Raw genomic sequence first — 22,073 nt, 5'->3', positions numbered from 1 at the left:
GCGTCATGCCTTCGAGTAAGGCGTTGGTCACAGACCCGACGGCCGGCTAGGGGACTTCGAGGTCCCTACTGGCCTTCCCTTTCAGGACCAAAGTACCATATGGACCGGAGAAACTTGGGTGGATATCTCCTAAGGAGACGCTGAGCAGGCCAACTGTCCTCAATCATTCGCCGGTCGAATTCATTTGCGGCACAGACGTCGACGATGGTGTCCTGGCACAGCGACAACCCAGGTTCGAAGCTGGCCGTTGATAACCGCCTGGAGTCCACTCCAGGTCACTATCTGTACCTTCTCTGCCAGAAAGCATTCGCGCCGGGTATGCTTGCGCCAGCCGGCGTACTTGGCATCAGAGAATTTCATATCGGTCATGCGATCGGACTTGGGGTCAGCAAAGGCGCTATTTCAGCTAACCGGGAGGGACCTTTTCGGATCTTCGCGGACTTAATTCTTGATCAATTTGTTTTGCCAACACAAATAGAAAGGAGTGCAATTAAATGACGCTCAATAGCGTCCTTAAAGGGACTATCAAGAGCCTGATCGCCATTTCAATAACAATGATATCTGGCATCTCAATCTCATCCGAAAGCAAAGATCAAATTCCTGAAAATATAATAACAAGAGCAGCCTCAAATACATTTTCTACTCAAAAATACACTAAAGAAGAGCTCAATAAAAGACACTCTGAAGTTAAGCAATTTGTGGAGTTAAATGGCGGAAACGCCTGGTACGAAAGCTACAAAAAAAGCTTCGGAGCCCCCACTAGCCGGGAGCTTCTTATGACTCCAAATGTCGATGACATTTCTGGGAAAAAGCTTGGCGCTTACTATGTTCACCGTCCTTACGACTCGGTGGAACAGATGATTGAAATTGACTGCCATTCATCGCCAAGAAATTCCAACAGTGCGTTTCAGCGCGAAGCATTCATGAAAACCATAACAATGAAGGAGTGGTGTGCGCTCTCCAGCTTCAACGCATGGCTTGTATTTGGAAGCAAGCCCTCGTTGAAAAGGTTTTCTGAAATAGCTGATTGGCTGCTAGGGATTCAGGAGGATGGGAAATGGGTTTGGACGACTGATATTCCTGCCAGGGATCTGAAAGCACCATGGATATCTGGGCTTTCGCAAAGTTTGGGCATATCAATTCTTCTTCGTCAGTTTCAACTGACAAATGATCAGAAATATCTGGATGGAGCAAAGCGCGCGCTTGAGTGGCTGAATAGGCCAGTTGCAGATGGCGGAGTCCGCATGGATGTCGAGGGTGGGGTTTGGTATGAAGAATACCCTAATGCACAGCAACCAAGCCATGTGCTTAATGGCCATATCTGGGCATTATTTGGGGTATTGGATTATTACCGCGTAACGGGAGACGATGTTGCCCACACCATGTTCAAAAATGGAGTGACTGCGACGGCCAAGCAAATCTCAAAATACGACGTTATGGACTGGTCGGTATATGCGCAGAGCAATCAATTCGACTTGGTCACCGGTGAATACCAGGCATTCATTGTTTCTCAATTAATTGCGCTTCACGCTGTCACTGGCATAGAGGACTTCCGTACCTACGGGGAGAAGTGGAAAGAGTCGCAAAATAATGGCTGGCTGTTCTCCAACCTCGTGGCAAATGAATTCGTTAAAGCGCAGAAGGGCAAAACGCCCTAGGGAAACTCCGAACAAGCCGGCCACGCGCAGCCAGTTGCCCGCGCGATCTTTTCAGCCCAGCCTTTGGGGGCTGATTTCACCAGAAACCAGGGTTTTCCCTGGTTTCTGCGTTTTACGGACGTAGCTGGCTCCCCGCCACTGAGCCCTGTCCGCGGCATCACGCCACCGCTTACGACCGTTCTTGCCGTTTATTGGCCACCGGACACCAGGCAACCATTTTCCGGACTCACGGTCCAACCATCGCCCTCGGCCCAGCCTATCCACCGCCTCACGGAGGCCATCTTGCCCGCTGTACCTCCTCGCGCCTTGCTTCGCCAGGCAGTCCTGGCATTGTCCTTCCTTTCCACCGCTGCCCTCGCCTGCCCCACCGGGCAAACGAAGGTCTGCGTGGTGTCCTGCTTCTGCGCGCCAGGCAGCCAGAGCGACATGGCGCCGCTGTTGGAGAGCGTCAACCAGATGGCCGCCACCAGCCTGCAGCAGTGGATCGTGGAGTCACGCAACAACATGGACGCCAGCCGGTTGCAGCCCATTCCGCTGCACATTCGCGCGCAACTGGAACCCTGGTACGACCTGCGGGTGCTGGATACGGCGCGCTACAAGGTGGGCGTCGACGAAGAGATGAACGCCGCCAACACCCTGATGCAGAACCCCGACGTGGAAGCCGTGACCCTGGTGGACGTGATCGTCTTCCGCAACGAGGACGACGCCGAGAACAACGTTGCCCTCTGGGCCCACGAACTCCATCACGTGAAGCAGTACCAGGAATGGGGCGTGGCGGGCTTCGCCCAGCGCTACACCCGCGACTACAACATCGTGGAAGCGCCGGCGTACAAGATTCAGGCCGAGGTGAGGCGGGCGCTGAAGCCGACCATGGCGAGCAGCGCTCCATAGCGCGCCGCGCCGCCGGGGCGCGGGTAGGCGCCGCCTGATGGGCAGGGTTACACTGGCGGGCGATTCGATCCGCCCAACCACTTCCAGGAAAACCCGTGCCCCACTCCTCCGACGACCGCGCATCCTTGGCCGCCTTTGCCCTCGAAAGCCCCGCCCCGCTCTACGCCAGGGTCAAGGACATCATCCTGCAGCAGATTCGCACCGGCGTCTGGGGACCGAACTTCAAGCTTCCCTCCGAGAGCGAGCTGTTCAACCAGCTGGGCGTCAGCCGGATGACCATCAATCGTGCGCTGCGCGAACTCACCATCGAAGGCGTGCTGGTGCGGCTGCAGGGGGTGGGCACCTTCGTCGCGGAAGCCAAGGGTCATGCCGCGCTCTTCCAGATCCATGACATCGCCCAGGAAATCACCTCGCGCGGCCACGCCCATCGCAGCGAGGTGATCCTGCTCGAAGCGCTGGCGGACCAGGACCCGGCCTCGCTGCCCTTCCCCCTGGACGGCGTGCGCAAGCTGTTCCACTCGGTGCTGGTGCACTACGAGAACGAAATCCCGGTGCAGATCGAGGAGCGCTTCGTCAACGCGGATGTCGCCCCCGACTACCTGAACCAGGACTTCACCCGCGTCACCCCCTTCGCCTACCTGGTGCAACTGGCGCCACTGACCGAAGCCGAGCACATGGTGGAAGCCATCCAGGCGACGCCGGCCGAATGCAAGCTGCTGCGCATCAAGCGCACCGACCCCTGCCTGCTCATCCGCCGCCGCAGCTGGTCCGGCAAGGGACAAGTGGGCTGCGCCCGCCTCGTCTACCCGGGCTCGCGCTACCGCCTCGAAGGCCGCTTCGGCCAGTAACTCCCGCCCGCTCCCGCATCGCTGTCGGCCGCTCCGGCCGATGGTGTCATGCCGCGTTTTTCCCTGTTCGGGCGTTACCCGGAACAGCCGCCGTTACCTTTTTTCTCTCCGTCCGTCGCTCTGGCCGGCTTTCCCGTCCTCTCCGGCGCGCGCCACCAGCATCTGCCGCGCCCGCTCAACCCATTGAAAAATAAGCTCATATCCCTTCGCTGAGGCCGCGGCGCAAGGCGCCGTCGGCAGATTGGTCCTGTTTTTGCCTTAGCTTGTATATACAGGTTGATATATGGTTGTATGTATAAGAGATGACAAACCCACCACCACGCTCCAGGCGCGATCGGGAAATCGTCACCCGGGGCAACACCCGAGCTAACAAGAAGGAAACCACCATGAAAGCCTCCCGCTTCCGTGACACCGAGATCCGCGCCCCGCGTGGCAACAAGCTGAACGCCAAGAGCTGGCTGACCGAAGCGCCGCTGCGCATGTTGATGAACAACCTCGACCCCGAGGTGGCGGAGAACCCGAAGGAACTGGTGGTGTACGGCGGCATCGGCCGCGCCGCGCGCAACTGGGAGTGCTACGACAAGATCGTCGAGACCCTGAAGGAGCTGAATGACGACGAAACCCTGCTGGTGCAGTCCGGCAAGCCGGTCGGCGTGTTCAAGACCCACGCCAACGCCCCGCGCGTGCTGATCGCCAACTCCAACCTGGTGCCGCACTGGGCCACCTGGGAGCACTTCAACGAACTGGACGCCAAGGGCCTGGCCATGTACGGCCAGATGACCGCCGGCAGCTGGATCTACATCGGCAGCCAGGGCATCGTCCAGGGCACCTATGAAACCTTCGTCGAAGCCGGTCGCCAGCACTACAACGGCAACCTGACCGGCCGCTGGGTGCTCACCGCCGGCCTGGGCGGCATGGGCGGCGCCCAGCCGCTGGCCGCCACCCTGGCCGGCGCCTGCTCGCTGAACATCGAATGCCAACAGACCAGCATCGACTTCCGCCTGCGCAGCCGCTACGTCGACGAGCAGGCCACCGACCTGGACGACGCCCTGGCGCGCATTGCCCAGTACACCGCCGAAGGCAAGGCCATCTCCGTCGCCCTGCTTGGCAACGCCGCCGAGATCCTGCCGGAACTGGTGCGCCGTGGCGTGCGCCCGGACATGGTCACCGACCAGACCAGCGCCCACGACCCGCTGAACGGCTACCTGCCGATCGGCTGGACCTGGGAGCAGTACCGCGACCGCGCGCAGACCGAGCCGGCCGCCGTGGTCAAGGCCGCCAAGCAGTCCATGGCCGTGCACGTGCAGGCCATGCTGGACTTCCAGAAGATGGGCGTGCCGACCTTCGACTACGGCAACAACATCCGCCAGATGGCCAAGGAAGAGGGCGTGGCCAACGCCTTCGACTTCCCCGGCTTCGTCCCGGCCTACATCCGTCCGCTGTTCTGCCGCGGCATCGGCCCGTTCCGCTGGGCCGTGCTGTCCGGTGATCCGCAGGACATCTACAAGACCGACGCCAAGGTCAAGGAACTGATCCCGGACGACGCCCACCTGCACCGCTGGCTGGACATGGCCCGCGAGCGCATCAGCTTCCAGGGTCTGCCGGCACGGATCTGCTGGGTCGGCCTGGGCCTGCGCGCCAAGCTCGGCCTGGCATTCAACGAGATGGTCCGCAGCGGCGAGCTGTCCGCGCCGATCGTGATCGGCCGCGACCACCTGGACTCCGGCTCGGTGTCCAGCCCGAACCGCGAAACCGAGTCCATGCAGGACGGTTCCGACGCCGTCTCCGACTGGCCGCTGCTCAACGCCCTGCTGAACACCGCCAGCGGCGCCACCTGGGTCTCGCTGCACCACGGCGGCGGCGTGGGCATGGGCTTCTCCCAGCACTCCGGGATGGTGATCGTCTGCGACGGCACTGACGAAGCGGCGGCGCGCATCGCCCGCGTCCTGACCAACGACCCAGGCACTGGCGTCATGCGCCACGCCGATGCCGGTTACCAGATCGCCATCGACTGCGCCAAGGAACAAGGCCTGAACCTGCCGATGATCACCGGCAAGCAATGAGGGCCGACGTCATGAACAAGCAGAACCACACCCCGAAGCCGCTGCAGGGCATCCGCGTGCTCGACCTCAGCCGCGTGCTGGCCGGCCCGCATTGCACCGCGATGCTGGCCGACCTGGGCGCCGAGGTCATCAAGTTCGAGGTCCCCGGCCATGGCGACGACAGCCGCCACCTGGGCCCCTTCGGCGAGGATGGCGAGAGCATCTACTTCGGCCTGATCAACCGCGGCAAGCGCAGTGTCGAGCTCGACTTCAAGGCCCCCGCCGAGCTGCAGCGCTTCCTTGAACTGGTGGCCGACGCCGACGTCGTGGTGGAGAACTTCCGTCCCGGCGTGACGCAGCGGCTGGGCATCGATTTCGACAGCCTCAAGGCGCATAACCCCCGGCTGATCTACGCCAGCATTTCCGGCTTCGGCCAGAGCGGGCCGCTGTCCGCCCGCCCGGCCTACGACATCGTCGCCCAGGCCATGTCCGGGCTGATGAGCGTGACCGGCTTCCCCGAGACCGGCCCGACCCGCAGCGGCGAAGCCCTCGGCGACCTCTGCGCCGGGGTCTACGCCGCCTGGGCGATCAGCTCCGCGCTGTTCGCCCGCGAGTTCCACGGTGCCGGCGCGCAGTACCTCGACGTGGCGATGTTCGATGTGCTGGTCAGCCTGCAGATGACCGGCCTGTCCAACCTCTTCGCCCACGGCAGCGCGCCTGGCCTGGTGGGCAACCGCCACCCGGTCTCGACGCCCTTCGACACCTACCGCGCCGCCGATGGCCTGGTGGTGATCGCGGTGGCCAGCGACAAGCTGTTCCGCCGCCTGTGCCAGAGCATGGAGCGCGAGGCCCTGGCCGATGACCCGCGCTTCGTCGACGACGGTTCGCGCACTGCAAACGAAATCGCGCTGAAGGCGGCGATCGAGGCCTGGACGGGCACACGCCGCGTCGAGCAGATCTGCGACCTGCTGCTGGACGCCGGCGTGCCCTCCTCCCCCGTGTGGAACCTGGCCCAGGCCACCGGCAGCGAGCAGGCCGAGACCCGCCAGCTGCTGGTGGAGGCCGGCGCGCGCTCGCCCCTGGTTCCGCAGCCGGTTTTCTTCAACGGCAATAAACCCCATGCCGCCTCGCCCGCCCCGCGCCTGGGCGAAGCCAATGCCCTGTTCGGCCTGAACCCCACCGGAGAATGAAGATGAACTTCGAACTGGACGCCGCGGAACTCGCGGTCATCGAATCCGCCGAGCGCGTCGCGCGTGATGTGCTGCAGGCGAACGCCCAAGGCTACGACGAAGCCGAGTCGTTCTGCGCCGACAGCCTCAAGGCCCTGGGCGAACTGGGCTTCATGGGCATCAACCTGCCCGAGGCCTACGGCGGCTTCGGCATCGGCAGCCTGGCGATGAGCCGCGTGGTGGAAGCCGTGGCGGCCGCCTGCGCCTCCACCGCCTCGGCGCTGACCGCGCACTTCCTGGCCACAGACTCCATCCTCATCGGCGCGACCGAGGCGCAGCGCCAGGAATGGCTGCCCCGCGCCGCCAGCGGCGAGCTGCTCGGCGCCTTCGGCCTGACCGAACCCGCCGCAGGCTCCAACCCGGCCGACATGCGCACCCGCGCCAGCCGGGAGAACGACGGCTGGCGCATCCGGGGCAGCAAGCACTACATCACCAATGCCCGCGAAGCCGACTTCATCGTGCTCTATGCCAAGACCGATGCCGACGCCGGCCACCGTGGCATCAGCGCCTTCCTCATTCCCAAGGGCACCGAGGGCATCAGCTTCTCCAGCCCGGAGAAAACCATGGGCCTGCGCGGCAGCACCATCTACGAGCTGGCCCTGGATTGCTGGCTGCCCGCCTCGGCCCTGCTGGGCGAGGAAGGCCAGGGCTTCAAGACCGCGATGGAAGTGCTGGACCGTGGCCGGGTCGAGGTGGCGGCGATGTCCCTGGGCATCGCCCGTGCGGCCATGGAATACAGCCTCGGCTGGGTCCAGGAACGGCAGATCGGGCCCAAGCCCCTGGCCGCCTACCAGGGCACCCAGTGGCGCCTGGCGGACATGCACGCACAACTGGAAGCGGCGCGCCTGCTGACCATGCAGGCGGCGGCTCGCCGCGACTCGGGCGAGCGCTTCAGCCTGGAATCGGCCACCGCCAAGCTGTTCGCCGCCGAGGCTGCCGGCTTCATCACCGATGCCGCCCTCCAGCTGCATGGCGGCTATGGCTACATCCGCGACCTGCCGCTGGAACGCTTCGTGCGCGATGCGCGCATCCTGCGCATCTTCGAAGGCACCTCCGAGGTCCAGAAAATCATCATCTCCCGCGCCGTACTGGACGCCGCCCGCAGCTGAGGCGGCCAACCTGGGCGGCGCCCGCCGTCCAGGTCCGCAGGGCATCCGTTGCAATAACAACAATAGAGGCGCCATGGGCAATGGCGCCGCAGGAGGAAACCCGCATGTCTGGCAAGTCCCTCATCGAAACGCGCTCCATCGATTACATCCCCGAAAGCGAACGGCACGGCCGTCTCTTCAGTCAGTTCACCCTGTGGTTCGGCGCCAACCTGCAGATCACCGCCATCGTCACCGGCGCCCTGGCGGTGGTGCTCGGCGGTGATGTGTTCTGGTCATTGATCGGCCTGCTGATCGGCCAGGTGTTCGGCGGCATCGTCATGGCCCTGCACGGCGCCCAGGGGCCGCGCCTCGGCCTGCCGCAGATGATTTCCAGCCGCGTGCAGTTCGGCGTGTTCGGCGCCGTGATACCACTGGTGCTGGTCTGCATCATGTACATCGGCTTCAACGCCACCGGCACCGTCCTTGCCGGCCAGGCCATCGGCCGCATGGCGAATGTCAGCGACACGGCGGGCATCCTCATCTTCGCCGCGGTGATCGTGGTGCTGACGGTCTGCGGCTACCGCGTGATCCACCTGCTGGGACGGGTCGCCAGCGTGCTCGGCGTGGTGGCCTTCGCCTACCTCTTCGTGCGCCTGCTGTCGGTGAACGACATCGCCACCCTGCTGGACAACCGCCACTTCAGCTGGAACACCTTCCTCCTGGCCGTCTCGCTGTCGGCTTCCTGGCAGATCGCCTTCGGCCCTTACGTCGCCGACTACTCGCGTTACCTGCCCAGCTCCACGTCCCCCATGCGCACCTTCCTCGCCGTCGGCCTGGGTTCGGTACTGGGCTCGCAGACGTCCATGGTGCTCGGTGTATTCGCCGCCGCGTTGGCGGGCGACGCCTTCTCCGGCCATGAAGTGAGCTATATCGTCGGCCTGGGCGCCAGCGGTCTGATGGCCAGCCTGCTGTTCTTCAGCGTGGGCTTCGGCAAGGTGACCATCGCCACCCTGAACGCCTACGGCAGCTTCATGTGCATCGCCACCATCGTCAGCGCGTTCCGCAGTCGCTTCACCGTCACCCACGGCCAGCGCCTGCTGTTCGTCCTCGGCATCGTCGGCGTCTCCACCAGCCTGGCTCTGGTTGGCCAGCACTCATTCCTCAGCGCGTTCAAGTCGTTCCTGCTGTTCCTGCTGGCGTTCTTCACGCCCTGGAGCGCCATCAACCTGGTGGACTACTACTTCATCACCAAGGAGCGTTACGACGTTGCCGCCCTGGGCGACCCGGATGGCCGCTACGGCCGCTGGAACTGGGTGGGTATCGGCACCTATGGATTCGGCGTGCTGGTGCAGATGCCCTTCATCGCCACCGGCTTCTACACCGGGCCGCTGGTGCAGCACCTGGGTGATACCGACATCTCCTGGCTGGTGGGCCTGATCGTGCCGGCGCTGGTCTATTACCCGCTCGCCCGGCAGTGGGCCCGGCGCCAGCCGCAGCTGCCCGTCCAGGGCCTTGCCCAGGGACACCGCTAGCCCCTGAGCTCGGCTTGCCGCCCCACCGGGCGGCAAGCCGGTTTCCCGTCCATTCCGCCAACAGGCTCCGAGTCCCCATGAACGGCAACTCGAATTCCCTCCAGCCGACCGGCACGCAGGAACGCCTGCGCCAGGCGGCCCTGGACCTGTTCACCGAACAGGGCTACCAGAACACCAGCCTGCGCGACCTGGCCACCCGCCTGGGGATAGGCGCGGGATCGCTGTACAACCACATCGAGAGCAAGCAGGCGCTGCTCTTCGACCTGGTCGAGGAGTGCATGAGCGATCTGCTCAGCCTCACCCGTGCAAGGCTGAAGGCCGCCCAGGGCACGCGGCCCCGGCTGCGCGCCTTCGTCGGCGCCTTCATCGAGTTCCAGCAGGGCGAGCGGAAAAGGCTGCAGCTCATGCTGCGGGAGCGGCGCAACCTGAACGCCGAACAGAATCGCCTGCTCGCCGCACTGCGCAATGACTACACGCAGTGCCTGACCGGCATCATCGGTTCCACCCCGGCCCGCCGGGGCCTTGAAGGCTCGCGGATGAAGTTCTTCACCAGTGGGGTCATCGGCATGCTGGAAAGCCTCCCGGACGCCGAGGACAGCGAGTCGCCCCTGCCACCCCAGCTGATCGCCGAACAACTCACCGAAATGATCCTCGGCGCCGCCGCCAGCCTGGAGCCGCCTTTCAGCGCGGGGCCGGAAATCAGAGCGACGCGTTGAGCTCGGCGATCAGCGCCTCGCGGTGCTTGAGCGCCGCCACCGAGGCTTCGCCCAGGCGGCTGGCCACGGCGCTGAGGATGCCTTCGGCCAGCAGCATGAAGGCGCACATGCTGTTGCTGAAGAACAGGCTCTGGTTGGGCACGTAGAAGCTGTAGCGGGCGATCTTCGCCAGTGGCGAGCTGCTGGAGTCGGTCAGCGCGACGACCCGGATGCCGTGCCTGGCCGCCACTTCCGCGGTGGCCAGCACGCTGGGGGTATAGGGGAAGCAGCTCGCCACCACCAGCACATCGCCTTCGTCCAACTGGGCCAGGGCGTCGGCCACTCCCTGGCGGGCAGAATCCAGCGGCGCCACATCAGGGCGCAGCATGCCCAGGGCGTAGGCCATGAACAGCGCCAGGGAATTGAACTGGCGCATGCCGTGGATACGCACGCGCCGGGCGCTGGTGAGCAGCTCCACCGTGGCGTCGAAGTCGGCGCTGTCCACCTGTTCGATCATGCTCGCCATGTTGGCGCTTTCCTGGCGGCCCAAGCGGGTGAGCTGGCTGATGCTGTCGTTGCTGCCGCTGGGCACCAGCAGGCGCGAGGCCTGGTCGCTGTAGAAGGTGCGGCCTTCGGTGACCTCGCGGCGGAACACGTCCTGGAACTTGCTGAAGCCGCCGTAGCCGAGCTTTTGCGCCAGGCGCGAGAAGGTCGATGGGTTCACTCCCAACTGCTCGGCCAGCTCGCTGATGGAGGACACCGCCGCGCGCTGGGGCGCCTCGATCAGCGCGGTGAGGACGCGGCGCGAACTGCTGCCGAGGGAAATGTCGGCTTCCCGCCGCTCGATGGCGTCGAGCAGCAGTTTCAGGCCGGCCAGGGTATCGGGGGGATTTGCCATGACAGCATCCATCTGAAGGTTTCCCGGGACGCGGCCCGGTGGCAGGCGCCCATACTACCGAGCCTTGATCCCGGCGGCGATGGGCGCCACCACGTCAGACCACCACCCGCCCGCTCAGGGTCGGTACGTCGATGTCCGCTTCGGTGTACACCGCCCATTCCACCGCACCCGCGCCGATCAGGAACAGAGCCGTGGCCAGGGTGTTCTCGTCGTCCGGGTCATCGGGAGCGCAACGGTAGACCGGCAAATCACCGCCCGAGGTGTCGCGCAGGATGGCCAGCGCCTGCTTGCCATCGAGCCGTTCGCCCAGGGCGGCAACCCGCCCATCCACGCAGCGCTGGCGATTGCCGGAGCTGCCGGTGATGCGCTGCGCCACGCCGCCGAGCGCGGGGTGGACCAGGTGATTGGAGTGGCCGAAGGGACGCTCCACTTCGACCACGGACACGCCTTCGCAAGTGCCCTCGAAGCTGATCAGACGCCGGCTCCCCACCTGCCCCAGGGCATGGTGGAAGGCACCGGCGCGGCCTTCGCTGGCAAGGATATCCACAGCCTCGTCGAGGCTCGCCGCATCCAGGCTGGCGCGGCCCAGCACCTGCCGGGGCAGGCCGGCGGGAATCGCCTGCGGGCGGATATTGTTCACCGTCACCACCAGCCCCTTCTCGTTCACCGCGAAGGTGTGGCCGGGAATCGAACCGGGATAAACGAAGGAGGTGAAGCCCAGCCCCTGTTCCGGGGAAACGCTGACCAGGGCGCAGTGCCCGCGCAACTGCGGCAGGCCGTCCTCGTTGTGGGCGATCAGGGTGCCGCTGGCAGTGGGGCCGAGCACCGTGGTGCAGCCGTCGACGCTCCGCGATTGCACGAAGTCGCCGCGGCAGTTCCAGAGAAAGACTTCTTCTACCGGCAGTTCCAATCCGGCCGCGAGGCCTTCGATCTCCTGCCAGTAGCGCGGGAAGCGCTGCTCCACGGCGATGCGCATGCTGCGCGCCGCTTCAGTGCCAGCCAGGCCCGCCAGGCGCTGCCACAGCGGGAGGGAACGCAGGTGCCTGTGCACCGCCTCGCGGCCGAACAGGCCCAGGCCGTAGCCGATGTCGTAGGCGTTGCCGCCAAGCTGGAGATGGGGGAAAACCATGACTCTCTACCTGTTCAGGAAACGTGCTGGAGGAACTCGCGCAGGCGCGGGCTCGGCGGGTTGCTGATGAGGGATGCCGGGTCGCCGTCTTCGGCGATGCGGCCCTTGTCGATGAAGATCAGGCGGCTGGCCACCTTGCGGGCGAAGTCCACCTCGTGGGTGACGATGACCATGGTCATGCCCTCCTCCGCCAGGTTCTTCATCACGCCCAACACCTCGTGGCGAAGTTCCGGGTCCAGCGCCGAGGTGGGCTCGTCGAACAGCATCAGCTTGGGCTTCACCGCCAGGGCGCGGGCGATGGCCACGCGCTGTTGCTGGCCGCCGGAGAGTTCCGACGGATAGTGCCCGGCGCGCTCGGCCAGGCCCACCTTGGCCAGCAGCTCGCGGGCCAGATTCTCGGCATCGGCCTTGCTGGCGCCGCGCACACGGATGGGGCCGAAGGCGACGTTCTCCAGGGCCGTCATCTGCGGGAACAGGTGGAACTGCTGGAACACCATGCCGGCCTCCTGGCGGATCAGCCGCTCCTCCACCTTGGGGTCGTTGACCTCGAAGCCGTCGACGTAAAGCTGCCCGCCACTGATGACTTCCAGCTTGTTGATGCAGCGCAGCAAGGTGGACTTGCCCGAGCCCGAAGGCCCGATGATGACCACTACTTCGCCGCTGCCGATCTTCAGGTTGATGTCGTGCAGCACCTGGGTACTGCCGAAGTGCTTGGAGACGCCCTTGAACTCGATCATAGAATTTTCAGCCTCGATTCGACGCGGCGCAGGGAGTAGCTGAGGGCCAGGGTGATGACCAGGTAGATCACCGCCACCGCCGTCCAGATTTCCATCGCCCTGAAGTTGCCCGCGATCACTTCCTGCCCCTGGCGGGTCAGCTCGGCGACACCGATGACGATGAACAGCGAGGTGTCCTTGATGCTGACGATCCACTGGTTGCCCAGGGCCGGGATCATCCGCCGGAAGGCCAGTGGCGCGATCACGTAGCGCAGGGTGTCGCGCCCGGAAAGTCCGAGCGCCAGGCCCGCTTCACGGAAGCCGCGATTGATGGAGAGCACCGCGCCACGGGTGATCTCGGCGATGTAGGCGCCGGAGTTGATCATGATGGTGACCACCGCCGCGCCGAACGGGTCGATGCGCACCGGCACCATGAGTGGCAGGGCGAAATAGATGAACATCACCTGCACCATGATCGGGGTGCCACGGATCAGCTCGATGAACACCAGCGCCAGCCGGTTGCTGAGGAAGCCGCCATAGGCGCGGGCGAAGCCCGCGACCAGGCCGATGACCACCCCACCCAGGAGCCCGAGCACCGAGATCCACAGGGTGAGCTTGGCGCCCTCGAGCAACACGGGCAGCGCGCTCCAGATGGCACTCCATTGGAAAATCATTGCACTGCTCCTACTTCAGTTGCAGGGAGGACTTACTGCGGATCGGTGCCGAACCACTTGCGGTAGATCTCGGCGTAGGTGCCGTTCTCGCGCAGCGTCTTCAGCGCGCCGTTGACCGGTTCACGCAGGTCACTGCCCTTGGGGAAGCCGATGCCGTACTGCTGGGCCATCATCTGCTGGCCGACGGCTTTGACCTGCCCTTCGCCGGCGGTCTTGATGTAGTAGAGGACGTTGGGGGTGTCGTGCATCGCCGCGTCGACGCGGCCGGTGCGCAGCTCCAGGTAGGCGTTGTCGATGTTGGGGAACTGGCGCAGGTCGCTGGCCTTGAGGTTGGCCTTGGCGTAGTCGGCCGAGGAGGTGCCGCTCTTCACCGCCAGGGTCTTGCCGGCGACGTCCGCCTCGCCCTTGATGCTGTCGTTGTCGCTGCGGACCATCAGCAGGAAGCCGCTGTCGTAGTAGCCGTCGGAGAAGTCGATGGCCTGCTTGCGCTCTTCCTTGATGGTGATGCCGGCCAGCGCCAGGTCCACGTTGCGGGTCTGCAGCGCCGGGATGATGCCGTTGAAGTCCATCGGCTTGAGCGTGTACTTCCAGCCCAGTTCCTTGGCGATGGCCGCCCAGAGGTCGATATCGAAGCCCACGTACTGGTCGCCCTGCTTGAACTCGAAGGGCACGAAGGCGGTGTCGGTGGCGACCAGCAATTCCTTGTCGGTGGCGTTGGCGTGGGTGGTTGCGGCGATGGCGAGCGCAGCCAGGGCTGCTTTCAGCAGGTGCTTCATGTGCATGCTTCCTCTCGGTCGTGGACGAACTGGCCCTGGCCGGTACGGCTTCAGGCGTTTCTGGCAGTCAAGGTTCAGCAAGGGCCCGAGGAAGGCACCCTGCCGGTTTGTTGTTATCAGCTGCTAGGCCAGTCAGCGATGCGCTGCACGGCCACCATGCTTTCGAGCAAGATAAACATGCATTTTTCACAAATGCAATAGCGATTTGCTAAACCCCTAGACACCTACAATCTCTCCACCACCCCTCTACAGGCCAATAAACTCAAGGCACTCAGGCTTTCTACAGACTCTTCCCACGAAAGGACGCTTTCCAAGTGCATGGCAAAAATTTATTGCATATCCAGTTTTTGCATATATTCTTTGCCAAAATGCACCGGAGGGCACCATGAGCCACGTATTCCACCGCAGCCTCACCCAGAGCTACCCGACCGCCGTCCAGGGCGACGGCCCCTACCTGATCGACAGCCAGGGCAAGCGCTACCTGGACGCCAGCGGCGGCGCGGCGGTGTCCTGCCTCGGCCATAGCGACACGGCGGTGATCGAGGCGATCCGCGAACAGGTCGGCAAGCTTGCCTATGCCCATACCTCGTTCTTCACCAGCGAACCCATGGAGGCGCTGGCGGACTTCCTCATCGAGCGCGCACTGGGGGGGCTGGAGTCGGTGTACTTCGTCTCCGGTGGTTCCGAGGCGGTGGAAGCCGCACTCAAACTGGCGCGCCAATATTTCGTGGAGATCGGCCAGCCCCAGCGCCGCCACGTGATCGCCCGGCGCCAGAGCTACCACGGCAATACCCTCGGCGCCCTGGCGGCTGGCGGCAACGCCTGGCGGCGCCAGCAGTTCCAGCCCTTGCTGATTGACGTCAGCCACGTTTCCCCCTGCTACGCCTACCGCGAGCAGCGCGCCGACGAAACGCCCGAAGCCCTCGGCATTCGCCTGGCAGCGGAACTGGAAGCGGAAATCCTCAATCTCGGTGCCGAGAACGTGATGGCCTTCATCGCCGAGCCGGTGGTGGGTGCAACCCTGGGCGCGGTGCCCGCGGTACCCGGCTACTTCAAGCGCGTGCGCGAGGTCTGCGACCGCCACGGCGTGCTGCTGATCCTGGATGAGGTGATGTGCGGCATGGGCCGTACCGGCACGCTGTTCGCCGCCGAGCAGGAAGGCATCAGCGCCGACCTCATCACCGTCGCCAAGGGCCTGGGCGCCGGCTACCAGCCAATCGGCGCAACGCTGGTGAGCGGCCGCATCGTCGACGCCATCCGCCAGGGTTCGGGCTTCTTCCAGCACGGCCACACCTATATCGGCCACGCCACCGCCTGCGCGGCGGCCCTGGCGGTGCAGAAGAGCATCGAGGAACGCCAGTTGCTGCCGCGTGTGCGGCAGCTGGGCGCGGCCTTGCAAACCCGGCTGCGCGAACGTTTCGCGGACCATCCCCATGTCGGCGATATCCGTGGCCGCGGCCTGTTCCAGGGCCTGGAGCTGGTGCAGGATCGTGCCAGCAAGGCGCCCTTCGACCCAGCGCGCAAGCTCCATGCCCGCGTGAAGAAAGCCGCCATGGCCCACGGCCTGATGTGCTACCCCATGGGCGGCACCCTCGACGGCCGCAGCGGCGACCATGTCCTCCTGGCACCGCCCTTTATCCTCGAAGAGCCGCACCTGGACGAACTTGTGCACAAGCTCGACGCCGCCCTGCGCGACGCCCTGGCCGATGCCTGAGGAGCCGGTGATGAAGATCGAATCGCGGCTCACCGCCCTGGCCGAAGAGCAGATGAGCGACGCCCAGCGCACCGTGCTGAAGGCCATCCTCAGCGGCCCGCGCGGCAACCTGGACGGCCCTTTCCTGGCCTGGATCCACAGCCCCGAACTGGCCGACCACGCCCAGCGCCTGGGCGCCTTCTGCCGCTACGGCACCGGGCTGGAACTGCGCCTGACCGAGCTGGCGATCCTGTTCACCGCGTCCTGGTGGCAATCCCAGGCGGAATGGCAGATCCACGAACCCATCGCCCGCCAGGCTGGCGTCAGCGACGCGGTGATCGACGCCCTGCGCCAGGGCGTGGAGCCGCCCTTCGCGCGGGACGACGAGCGCCTGGTCTATCGCCTGGGCCGCACGCTGTATGCCACGCGACGAGTCGACGAAGCGCTCTACGCCGAAGCCGTCGCGGCCTTCGGCGAGCCGGCGGTGGTGGAACTGGTGGGGGTGTTCGGCTACTACGCGCTGGTGGCCATGACCCTGAACGTGTTCCAGGTGCGGCGCGGGACGGATGCGCCGCTGCCCTTCACGGAGCCCTGAAGCCCCTGGCCAGCGATACCCATCAGTCACCGATGGGTATCGCATCAGCATTGGACGCTCAGGCGGGTTTGAAGCAGTAGGCAGCGACCTTGTTGCCGTCCAGGTCGCGGAAGTAGGCGGCGTAGGCATTCTCCTTCCAATTGCGCGGGCCGGGCGCGCCTTCATCCTGACCGCCTAGGGACAGGGCAGCGCGGTGAGCGGCGTCGATGGCAGACCGGTCGGCTGCCTCGAAGCTGACGGTAACGCCATTGCCGACGGTGGCCGGCTTACCATTGGCGGGCTTCAGCACGAAGAACGAGGGGGCATCGACGCCCCAGATGGAGCCGTTCTCGCCGAGGTCGGCCAGGCGCTTCAGGCCGAGCTTGCCGAGCACGTCGTCATAGAAGGCGCGGGCTTTGGCGAGGTCGTTGGTACCGACGGTGACGTGTGTATAGACAGTCATTGTTGTCTCCTTTGTTGTGGTCAGAAATGAATGACGCTGCGGATGCTCTGGCCCGCCCGCATCAGTTCGAATGCCTGGTTGATGTCTTCCAGGCCCATGGTGTGGGTGATGAAGGTGTCCAGGGGAATCTCGCCCCGCCGCGCCATCTCCACATAGCTGGGCAGTTCGCTGCGGCCACGTACGCCGCCGAAGGCCGAGCCCCGCCAGACCCGCCCGGTAACCAGCTGGAACGGCCGGGTGCTGATTTCCTGCCCGGCTCCGGCGACGCCGATGATCACCGACTCGCCCCAGCCCTTGTGGCAGCACTCCAGCGCCGCACGCATCAACTCCACGTTGCCGATGCACTCGAAGGAGTAATCCACACCGCCATCGGTGAGATCGACGATGACCTCCTGGATCGGCCGGTCGTACTCGCGCGGATCGATGCAGTCGGTGGCGCCGAGCTGGCGGGCGATCTCGAACTTGGCCGGGTTGATGTCGACGGCAAGGATGCGTTCCGCGCCGGCCTTCACCGCGCCGATGATCGCCGACAGGCCGATGCCGCCGAGGCCGAATATCGCCACGCTGGAGCCCGCCCGGACCCTGGCGGTGTTGAGCACCGCGCCAATCCCGGTGGTAACGCCGCAACCCAGCAGGCAGACCTTCTCCAACGGTGCCTCCCGGGGAATCTTCGCCAGGGAGATTTCCGGCAGCACCGTGTATTCGGAAAAGGTCGAGGTGCCCATGTAGTGGAACAGCGGCCGTCCCTGATAGGAGAAGCGCGTGGTGCCATCGGGCATCAGGCCCTTGCCCTGGGTGGCGCGGATCGCCTGGCACAGGTTGGTCCTGCCCGAGCGGCAGAAGCGGCACTGGCCGCATTCGGGCGTATAGAGCGGGATCACATGGTCGCCGACCGCGACCGAGGTCACCCCCGGGCCGACCGCTTCGACGATGCCGCCGCCTTCATGGCCGAGGATGCTCGGGAAGAGGCCTTCCGGGTCGGCGCCGGACAGGGTGTACGCGTCGGTATGGCAGACGCCGCTGGCGACGATGCGTACCAGCACTTCGCCAGCCCTGGGCGGCGCCACATCCACTTCGACGATCTGCAATGGCCGCCGTTGCTCGAAGGCGACGGCAGCGCGGGATTTGATCATGCCTGTATCTCCTGGCCTGGACCGGCCCGGCGCATCGCCCGGGCCGGCTGCGGCGTTCAACGGTTGGGGAGGGTGCGGTCGACAGTGGCGAGGATTTCGCCCGAGCGCAGTTGCTCGGTCACCGCGACGATGTCGGGGTAGAAGGCGCGGTCCTCGTCGGCCCATGCCACGCGGCTGCGCACCAGGTCATAGAGCGCGCGGGTGGCGCTGGACGACTTGCCCACATCGTGGAAATCCAGCGCCTGGCAGCCCACCAGGATCTCGATGGCCAGTACCGACTCCAGCTTGCGCGACACCTGGTAGGCCTTGATCGCCGCATTGAAGGCGAAGCTCACCGGGTCCTCCTGGTTGCCGCAGGTGGATACGCTGTCGATGGTGGACGGGTGGGACAGCACCTTCATCTCGCCGAGCAGCCCGGCGGCGGTGTACTGGATGATCATGTAGCCGCTGTTCAGGCCGGGGTTGCGCACGAGGAAGGCCGGCATCTCGCTGAAGTGCGAGTTGACCATGCGGTCGGTGCGCCGCTCGGAGATCTTCGCCAGGTTGGTCATGGCGTTGCACAGGGTGTCGGCGGCCATGCCGATGTAGGAGCCGTCGAAGTTCGCGCCGGAAATGGCGATGCCGTCGTCCTCGCCGGTCGGGTAGATCACCGGATTGTCGCCGGACGAGGCGATCTCGTTTTCGATGCAGGCCTGGGCATAGGCGATGAACTTCTTCGAGGCGCCGTGCACCTGCGGGATGGCACGCAGGCTGTAGGTGTCCTGCAGGCGGTAGTCGATGTTCTCCTCCACCAGCCGACTGTCGGCCAGCAGGCGCTTGATGTAGCTGGCGGTCTGCGCCTGTTCGGCATGGGCCTTGATCGAGTGGTAGCGCGCATCGAAGGCACGGATGGTGCCCTTGAGCGCCTGCAGCGAGAGCGCCGCGGCGATGTCCGCCGCCTGGGCGGCCTGGTTGGCGTTGTATTGCGCCAGGGTGGCGATGGCGGTCACCGAAGTGGTGCCGTTGAGCATCGCCAGGCCCTCCTTGCACTGCAGGTCGATCGGCTGCATGCCGACCTGGCGCAGCGCGGTGGCGCCATCCACCCACGCGCCACCGGCGACGCTGGCCTGGCCTTCGCCGATCAGCACCAGGGCCAGGTGGCCTTCCGGGCCGAGGTAGCCCACCGAGCCTTCGCCGGGGGCGAAGGGCAGCACATCGTTGTTGAGCAGGCCGGCGATCTGCTCCAGCAACGCCATGCGCACGCCCGAGTAGCCCTTGCCGAGGCTGACCAGGATCATCAGCTGGATGGCGCGGACCTGTTCGCGGTTCAGCGGCTCACCGACCGACACCGCGTGGGAGCGGACGATGTTCACCTGCAGGGTCTGGGCGTCATCCGGCGAGATCACGTGGCGCACGTTGTCGCCGAAGCCGGTGGTCACACCGTAGACCAGGCGGTTCTCGTCGAGGAAGCGTTCGACCAGCCGGCGCGAGCGCGCAACCCGGGCGCGATAGGCGTCGGAGAAGCTCACCTTCGCCGAGTAGCGGGCGACGGCGACGAACTCCTCCAGCGAGGGTCTGGCGTCGTCCAGGATCACGTTGGAAATCTCTTTCGGGTGCTTGGGCATTGCTGTGCTCTCTCGGTTCATTGGCCTTTTTCAAGGCGAAGGAAGCCTGCCCCGTCGCAGGACAGGCGGAAAAAGTCGGGGGATCGGGCGGGCGTCAGGCCTGGTTCAGGATGAACTTCCTGAAGCGTTCCGAGCGCTGCTCCTTGAACATCTCTTCCGGGGTGCCGTGGGCCTCGATCAACCCCTGGTTCATGAACACCACGCGGTTGGAGACATTGCGCGCGAAGCCCATCTCGTGGGTCACCACCAGCATGGTGCGGCCCTCCTCGGCCAGCGCGCGCATGACCTTGAGGACTTCGCCCACCAGCTCCGGATCGAGCGCCGAGGTGGGCTCGTCGAAGAGGATCACCCGCGGCCGCATCGCCAGGGTGCGGGCGATGGCCACGCGCTGCTGCTGGCCGCCGGAAAGGAACGCCGGGTAGTGGTTGCGCTTGTCCGCCATGCCGACCTTCTCCAGCAGGGCTTCGGCTTCGTCGATGCACTCGGCGCGCGGACGCTTCTGCACATGCACCGGGCCTTCGATGACGTTCTGCAGCACGGTCATGTGCGACCACAGCCCGAAGTTCTGGAACACCATGCCCAGCTCCGGGCGGATACGGTCGACCTGGCGGCGGTCGGCGGGCACCAGCAGCTGGTTGCGCCCGAGCTTGAACGCCACCTGTTCGCCGGCGACGCGGATCTCGCCGGCATCGGGAACTTCCAGCAGATTGATGCAGCGCAGGAAGGTGCTCTTGCCCGAGCCGCTGGAGCCGAGGATCGACACCACGTCGCCTTCGTAGGCATCCAGCGAGATGCCCTTGAGCACCTCGAGGTCGCCGAACGACTTGCGGATATGCTTCACCTGCAGGACCGGTTCATTGCCTGTAGCCATGCCACTTACCCTCTTCGCACGCTGAGTGCGTGATTTCTTGTTGTTGGACGCGCGGCGACCGGCGGCCGCGGCGACAGCCAGCGTTCGACCTGCGCCAGTGCGCGGACGATCAGGAAGTTCAACACCAGGTAGATCAGCGCGGCGCAGAGGAACACTTCCATCGTCCGGTAGGTTTCGGAAATGATCCGCTGCGCCACGCCGGAGACTTCGTAGACAGTCACCAGGCTGGCGAGGGAAGTCGCCTTCATCATCAGGATGATTTCCGTCGAGTAGGCCGGCAGGCAGCTGCGCAAGGCCACCGGGATGATGATCCGCCGCGCCAGCAGCCAGCCGGACATCCCCGCCGCGCGCCCGGCTTCGACCTGCGGCGACGGCACCGCCAGCAGGCCGCCGCGGAAGATCTCCGCCATGTACCCGGCCGTGCACAGCGCCAGGGCGATCACCGCGCAGGTGACCGGCTCGCGCAGCACCGGCCAGAACAGGCTCTGGCGCACCGCCTGGAACTGGCTCAGGCCGTAGTAGAGCAGGAACATCTGGATCAGCAGCGGCGAGCCGCGGAACAGGAAGATGTAGCCTCGCGCCAGGTGCCGCAGCGCGGCCACTTGGCAGACCCGCAGCCAGGTCACCAGCATCGCCAGCAGCGTGCCGAGGGCGACCGAGGCGGCGAACAACACCAGGGTCATCGGCAGGGCCTGCAGCAGCTGCAGCAGGGTGTCACGCAGGAAAGTGAAATCAATCGGCATGGTTCGCTCCTTGTCAGCTGCGGCGGAAGGTTCTGCCGACCCGCAGTTCGGCCCGCGAGAAGACCAGGTTGGAAAGGCCGGTCAGTACCAGGTAGAGCGCGCAGCCGGTGATGAAGAACAGCACGAACTCGCCCGTGGAGGCGGCGGCCACGCGGCTGGCGCGCATCAGCTCGACCAGGCCGGTGACGGAGATCAGCGCCGAGTCCTTCAGGCTGATCTGCCAGACCCCGCCGAGCCCGGGCAGGGCGAAGCGCAGGATCTGCGGCGCGATGATCCGTCGCAAGCGCAGCAGGACCGGCATGCCGATGGCCTTGGCCGCCTCCAGCTCGCTGCGCGACACGGCCTGGAAGGCGCCGCGATAGACCTCGGCCTGGTAGGCCCCGGACACCACGCCGACGGCCAGCGCCCCCACCAGGAAGGCGGGCATGCTGATGAAGCCGCTGGCACCGAAGAGTCCGCCGACGCTGCTGACCAGCGCCGAACCGCCGTAATAGAACAGGTAGATCACCAGCAATTCCGGCACCCCGCGAAATACCGTGGTGTAGGTATCGCCGAGCAGGCGCAGGAGCCCGCTGTGGTGCAGCTTCGCCGCTGCGACCAGGGCACCGAGCACAGCGCCGACCAGCAGCGCGGCCAGGGTCACCAGTACCGTCATGAGCGCGGCCGTGAGCAGGATGCTGCCCCAGCCATTCGCGCCAAAACCAATCAAGTCGATCACGTGCATACCCGCTGATAACCGAGTCAGGAGAGCGGCCGATAACCACAACCGCATGAACAACCCCGGCGCCGGCGGGCACCGCGCAAAGCGGTGCCCGC

General features: G+C 65.2%; 22 protein-coding genes. 11 read left to right on the top strand and 11 right to left on the bottom strand.

Annotated features, from left to right (window positions below):
- The first annotated feature begins 204 nt into the window (after positions 1-204).
- From ACFW0H_RS04375 to ACFW0H_RS04335, 9 genes are all read left to right on the top strand, one after another.
- Positions 205-498 (top strand): hypothetical protein, encoded by a 294-nt coding sequence (locus ACFW0H_RS04375; RefSeq protein WP_422912675.1) that lies wholly within the window; start codon positions 205-207, stop codon positions 496-498.
- Positions 495-1,658 carry a D-glucuronyl C5-epimerase family protein gene (locus ACFW0H_RS04370; RefSeq protein WP_422912674.1) on the top strand — a complete coding sequence of 388 codons (1,164 nt, stop codon included), beginning with the start codon at positions 495-497 and terminating at the stop codon, positions 1,656-1,658. The genes ACFW0H_RS04375 and ACFW0H_RS04370 overlap by 4 nt, the downstream gene beginning before the upstream one ends.
- A 282-nt stretch (positions 1,659-1,940) precedes the next feature.
- On the top strand, positions 1,941-2,549 hold the full coding sequence (locus tag ACFW0H_RS04365; protein ID WP_422912673.1) for an eCIS core domain-containing protein: 609 nt from the start codon (positions 1,941-1,943) through the stop codon (positions 2,547-2,549).
- A 95-nt stretch (positions 2,550-2,644) separates the two neighbouring features.
- A complete protein-coding gene (gene hutC / locus ACFW0H_RS04360; RefSeq protein ID WP_422912672.1) occupies positions 2,645-3,397 on the top strand; it encodes a histidine utilization repressor in 753 nt (250 codons plus the stop codon).
- A 386-nt stretch (positions 3,398-3,783) separates the two neighbouring features.
- On the top strand, positions 3,784-5,460 hold the full coding sequence (hutU, locus tag ACFW0H_RS04355; protein ID WP_422912671.1) for a urocanate hydratase: 1,677 nt from the start codon (positions 3,784-3,786) through the stop codon (positions 5,458-5,460).
- Positions 5,461-5,471: 11 nt separating this feature from the next.
- Positions 5,472-6,629 (top strand): CaiB/BaiF CoA transferase family protein, encoded by a 1,158-nt coding sequence (locus ACFW0H_RS04350; RefSeq protein ID WP_422912670.1) that lies wholly within the window; start codon positions 5,472-5,474, stop codon positions 6,627-6,629.
- 2 nt (positions 6,630-6,631) lie between these two features.
- Positions 6,632-7,777, top strand: a complete 1,146-nt coding sequence (locus ACFW0H_RS04345; protein ID WP_422912669.1) for an acyl-CoA dehydrogenase family protein — start codon at positions 6,632-6,634, stop codon at positions 7,775-7,777.
- A gap of 104 nt (positions 7,778-7,881) precedes the next feature.
- Positions 7,882-9,288 (top strand): purine-cytosine permease family protein, encoded by a 1,407-nt coding sequence (locus ACFW0H_RS04340; protein ID WP_422912668.1) that lies wholly within the window; start codon positions 7,882-7,884, stop codon positions 9,286-9,288.
- A 77-nt stretch (positions 9,289-9,365) separates the two neighbouring features.
- Complete coding sequence (locus tag ACFW0H_RS04335; protein WP_422912667.1) at positions 9,366-10,004, top strand: TetR/AcrR family transcriptional regulator; 639 nt, start codon at positions 9,366-9,368, stop codon at positions 10,002-10,004.
- On the opposite strand, the gene ACFW0H_RS04330 is transcribed toward ACFW0H_RS04335, so the two are convergent.
- From ACFW0H_RS04330 to glnH, 5 genes are all read right to left on the bottom strand, one after another.
- Positions 9,988-10,881: a MurR/RpiR family transcriptional regulator gene (locus ACFW0H_RS04330; RefSeq protein WP_422912666.1), complete on the bottom strand. Its 894-nt coding sequence runs from the start codon at positions 10,879-10,881 to the stop codon at positions 9,988-9,990. The genes ACFW0H_RS04335 and ACFW0H_RS04330 overlap by 17 nt on opposite strands.
- Before the next feature lie 94 nt (positions 10,882-10,975).
- On the bottom strand, positions 10,976-12,010 hold the full coding sequence (locus tag ACFW0H_RS04325) for a C45 family autoproteolytic acyltransferase/hydolase (RefSeq protein ID WP_422912665.1): 1,035 nt from the start codon (positions 12,008-12,010) through the stop codon (positions 10,976-10,978).
- A gap of 14 nt (positions 12,011-12,024) precedes the next feature.
- Positions 12,025-12,747: a glutamine ABC transporter ATP-binding protein GlnQ gene (glnQ, locus tag ACFW0H_RS04320; RefSeq protein ID WP_422912664.1), complete on the bottom strand. Its 723-nt coding sequence runs from the start codon at positions 12,745-12,747 to the stop codon at positions 12,025-12,027.
- Entirely contained in the window at positions 12,744-13,400 is a 657-nt protein-coding gene (glnP, locus tag ACFW0H_RS04315; RefSeq protein WP_422912663.1) for a glutamine ABC transporter permease GlnP, read from the bottom strand. Before glnP ends, glnQ begins: the two co-directional genes overlap by 4 nt.
- A 32-nt stretch (positions 13,401-13,432) precedes the next feature.
- The gene (glnH, locus tag ACFW0H_RS04310) at positions 13,433-14,176 is read right to left on the bottom strand and encodes a glutamine ABC transporter substrate-binding protein GlnH (RefSeq protein ID WP_422912662.1); all 744 of its coding nucleotides are present in this window, start codon (positions 14,174-14,176) and stop codon (positions 13,433-13,435) included.
- A 385-nt stretch (positions 14,177-14,561) separates the two neighbouring features.
- On the opposite strand from glnH, the gene ACFW0H_RS04305 reads away from it, so the two are divergent.
- Together ACFW0H_RS04305 and ACFW0H_RS04300 are read left to right on the top strand one after the other, a co-directional pair.
- The gene (locus tag ACFW0H_RS04305; protein WP_422912661.1) at positions 14,562-15,890 is read left to right on the top strand and encodes an aspartate aminotransferase family protein; all 1,329 of its coding nucleotides are present in this window, start codon (positions 14,562-14,564) and stop codon (positions 15,888-15,890) included.
- 10 nt (positions 15,891-15,900) lie between these two features.
- The gene (locus tag ACFW0H_RS04300) at positions 15,901-16,464 is read left to right on the top strand and encodes a carboxymuconolactone decarboxylase family protein (protein ID WP_422912660.1); all 564 of its coding nucleotides are present in this window, start codon (positions 15,901-15,903) and stop codon (positions 16,462-16,464) included.
- A 58-nt stretch (positions 16,465-16,522) separates the two neighbouring features.
- On the opposite strand, the gene ACFW0H_RS04295 is transcribed toward ACFW0H_RS04300, so the two are convergent.
- The 6 genes from ACFW0H_RS04295 to ACFW0H_RS04270 form a co-directional block, all read right to left on the bottom strand.
- Positions 16,523-16,906: a VOC family protein gene (locus tag ACFW0H_RS04295; RefSeq protein ID WP_422912659.1), complete on the bottom strand. Its 384-nt coding sequence runs from the start codon at positions 16,904-16,906 to the stop codon at positions 16,523-16,525.
- A gap of 20 nt (positions 16,907-16,926) precedes the next feature.
- On the bottom strand, positions 16,927-18,039 hold the full coding sequence (locus ACFW0H_RS04290; RefSeq protein ID WP_422912658.1) for an S-(hydroxymethyl)glutathione dehydrogenase/class III alcohol dehydrogenase: 1,113 nt from the start codon (positions 18,037-18,039) through the stop codon (positions 16,927-16,929).
- Between the two features lie 56 nt (positions 18,040-18,095).
- Positions 18,096-19,643, bottom strand: coding sequence for an HAL/PAL/TAL family ammonia-lyase (locus ACFW0H_RS04285; RefSeq protein WP_422912657.1), 1,548 nt, complete (start codon positions 19,641-19,643; stop codon positions 18,096-18,098).
- Positions 19,644-19,737: 94 nt separating this feature from the next.
- A complete protein-coding gene (locus tag ACFW0H_RS04280; protein WP_422912656.1) occupies positions 19,738-20,514 on the bottom strand; it encodes an ABC transporter ATP-binding protein in 777 nt (258 codons plus the stop codon).
- Positions 20,515-20,519: 5 nt separating this feature from the next.
- On the bottom strand, positions 20,520-21,257 hold the full coding sequence (locus ACFW0H_RS04275; RefSeq protein ID WP_422912655.1) for an ABC transporter permease: 738 nt from the start codon (positions 21,255-21,257) through the stop codon (positions 20,520-20,522).
- Between the two features lie 13 nt (positions 21,258-21,270).
- A complete protein-coding gene (locus ACFW0H_RS04270) occupies positions 21,271-21,981 on the bottom strand; it encodes an ABC transporter permease (RefSeq protein ID WP_422912654.1) in 711 nt (236 codons plus the stop codon).
- Positions 21,982-22,073: the final 92 nt, after the last annotated feature.

The sequence above is a fragment of the Metapseudomonas cellulosilytica genome, from assembly GCF_049334135.1.
In the GTDB taxonomy this organism is placed as follows: domain Bacteria; phylum Pseudomonadota; class Gammaproteobacteria; order Pseudomonadales; family Pseudomonadaceae; genus Metapseudomonas.
The sequence above is the reverse complement of the archived record's forward strand: the minus strand, read 5'-3'. Positions and strand labels throughout refer to the sequence as shown.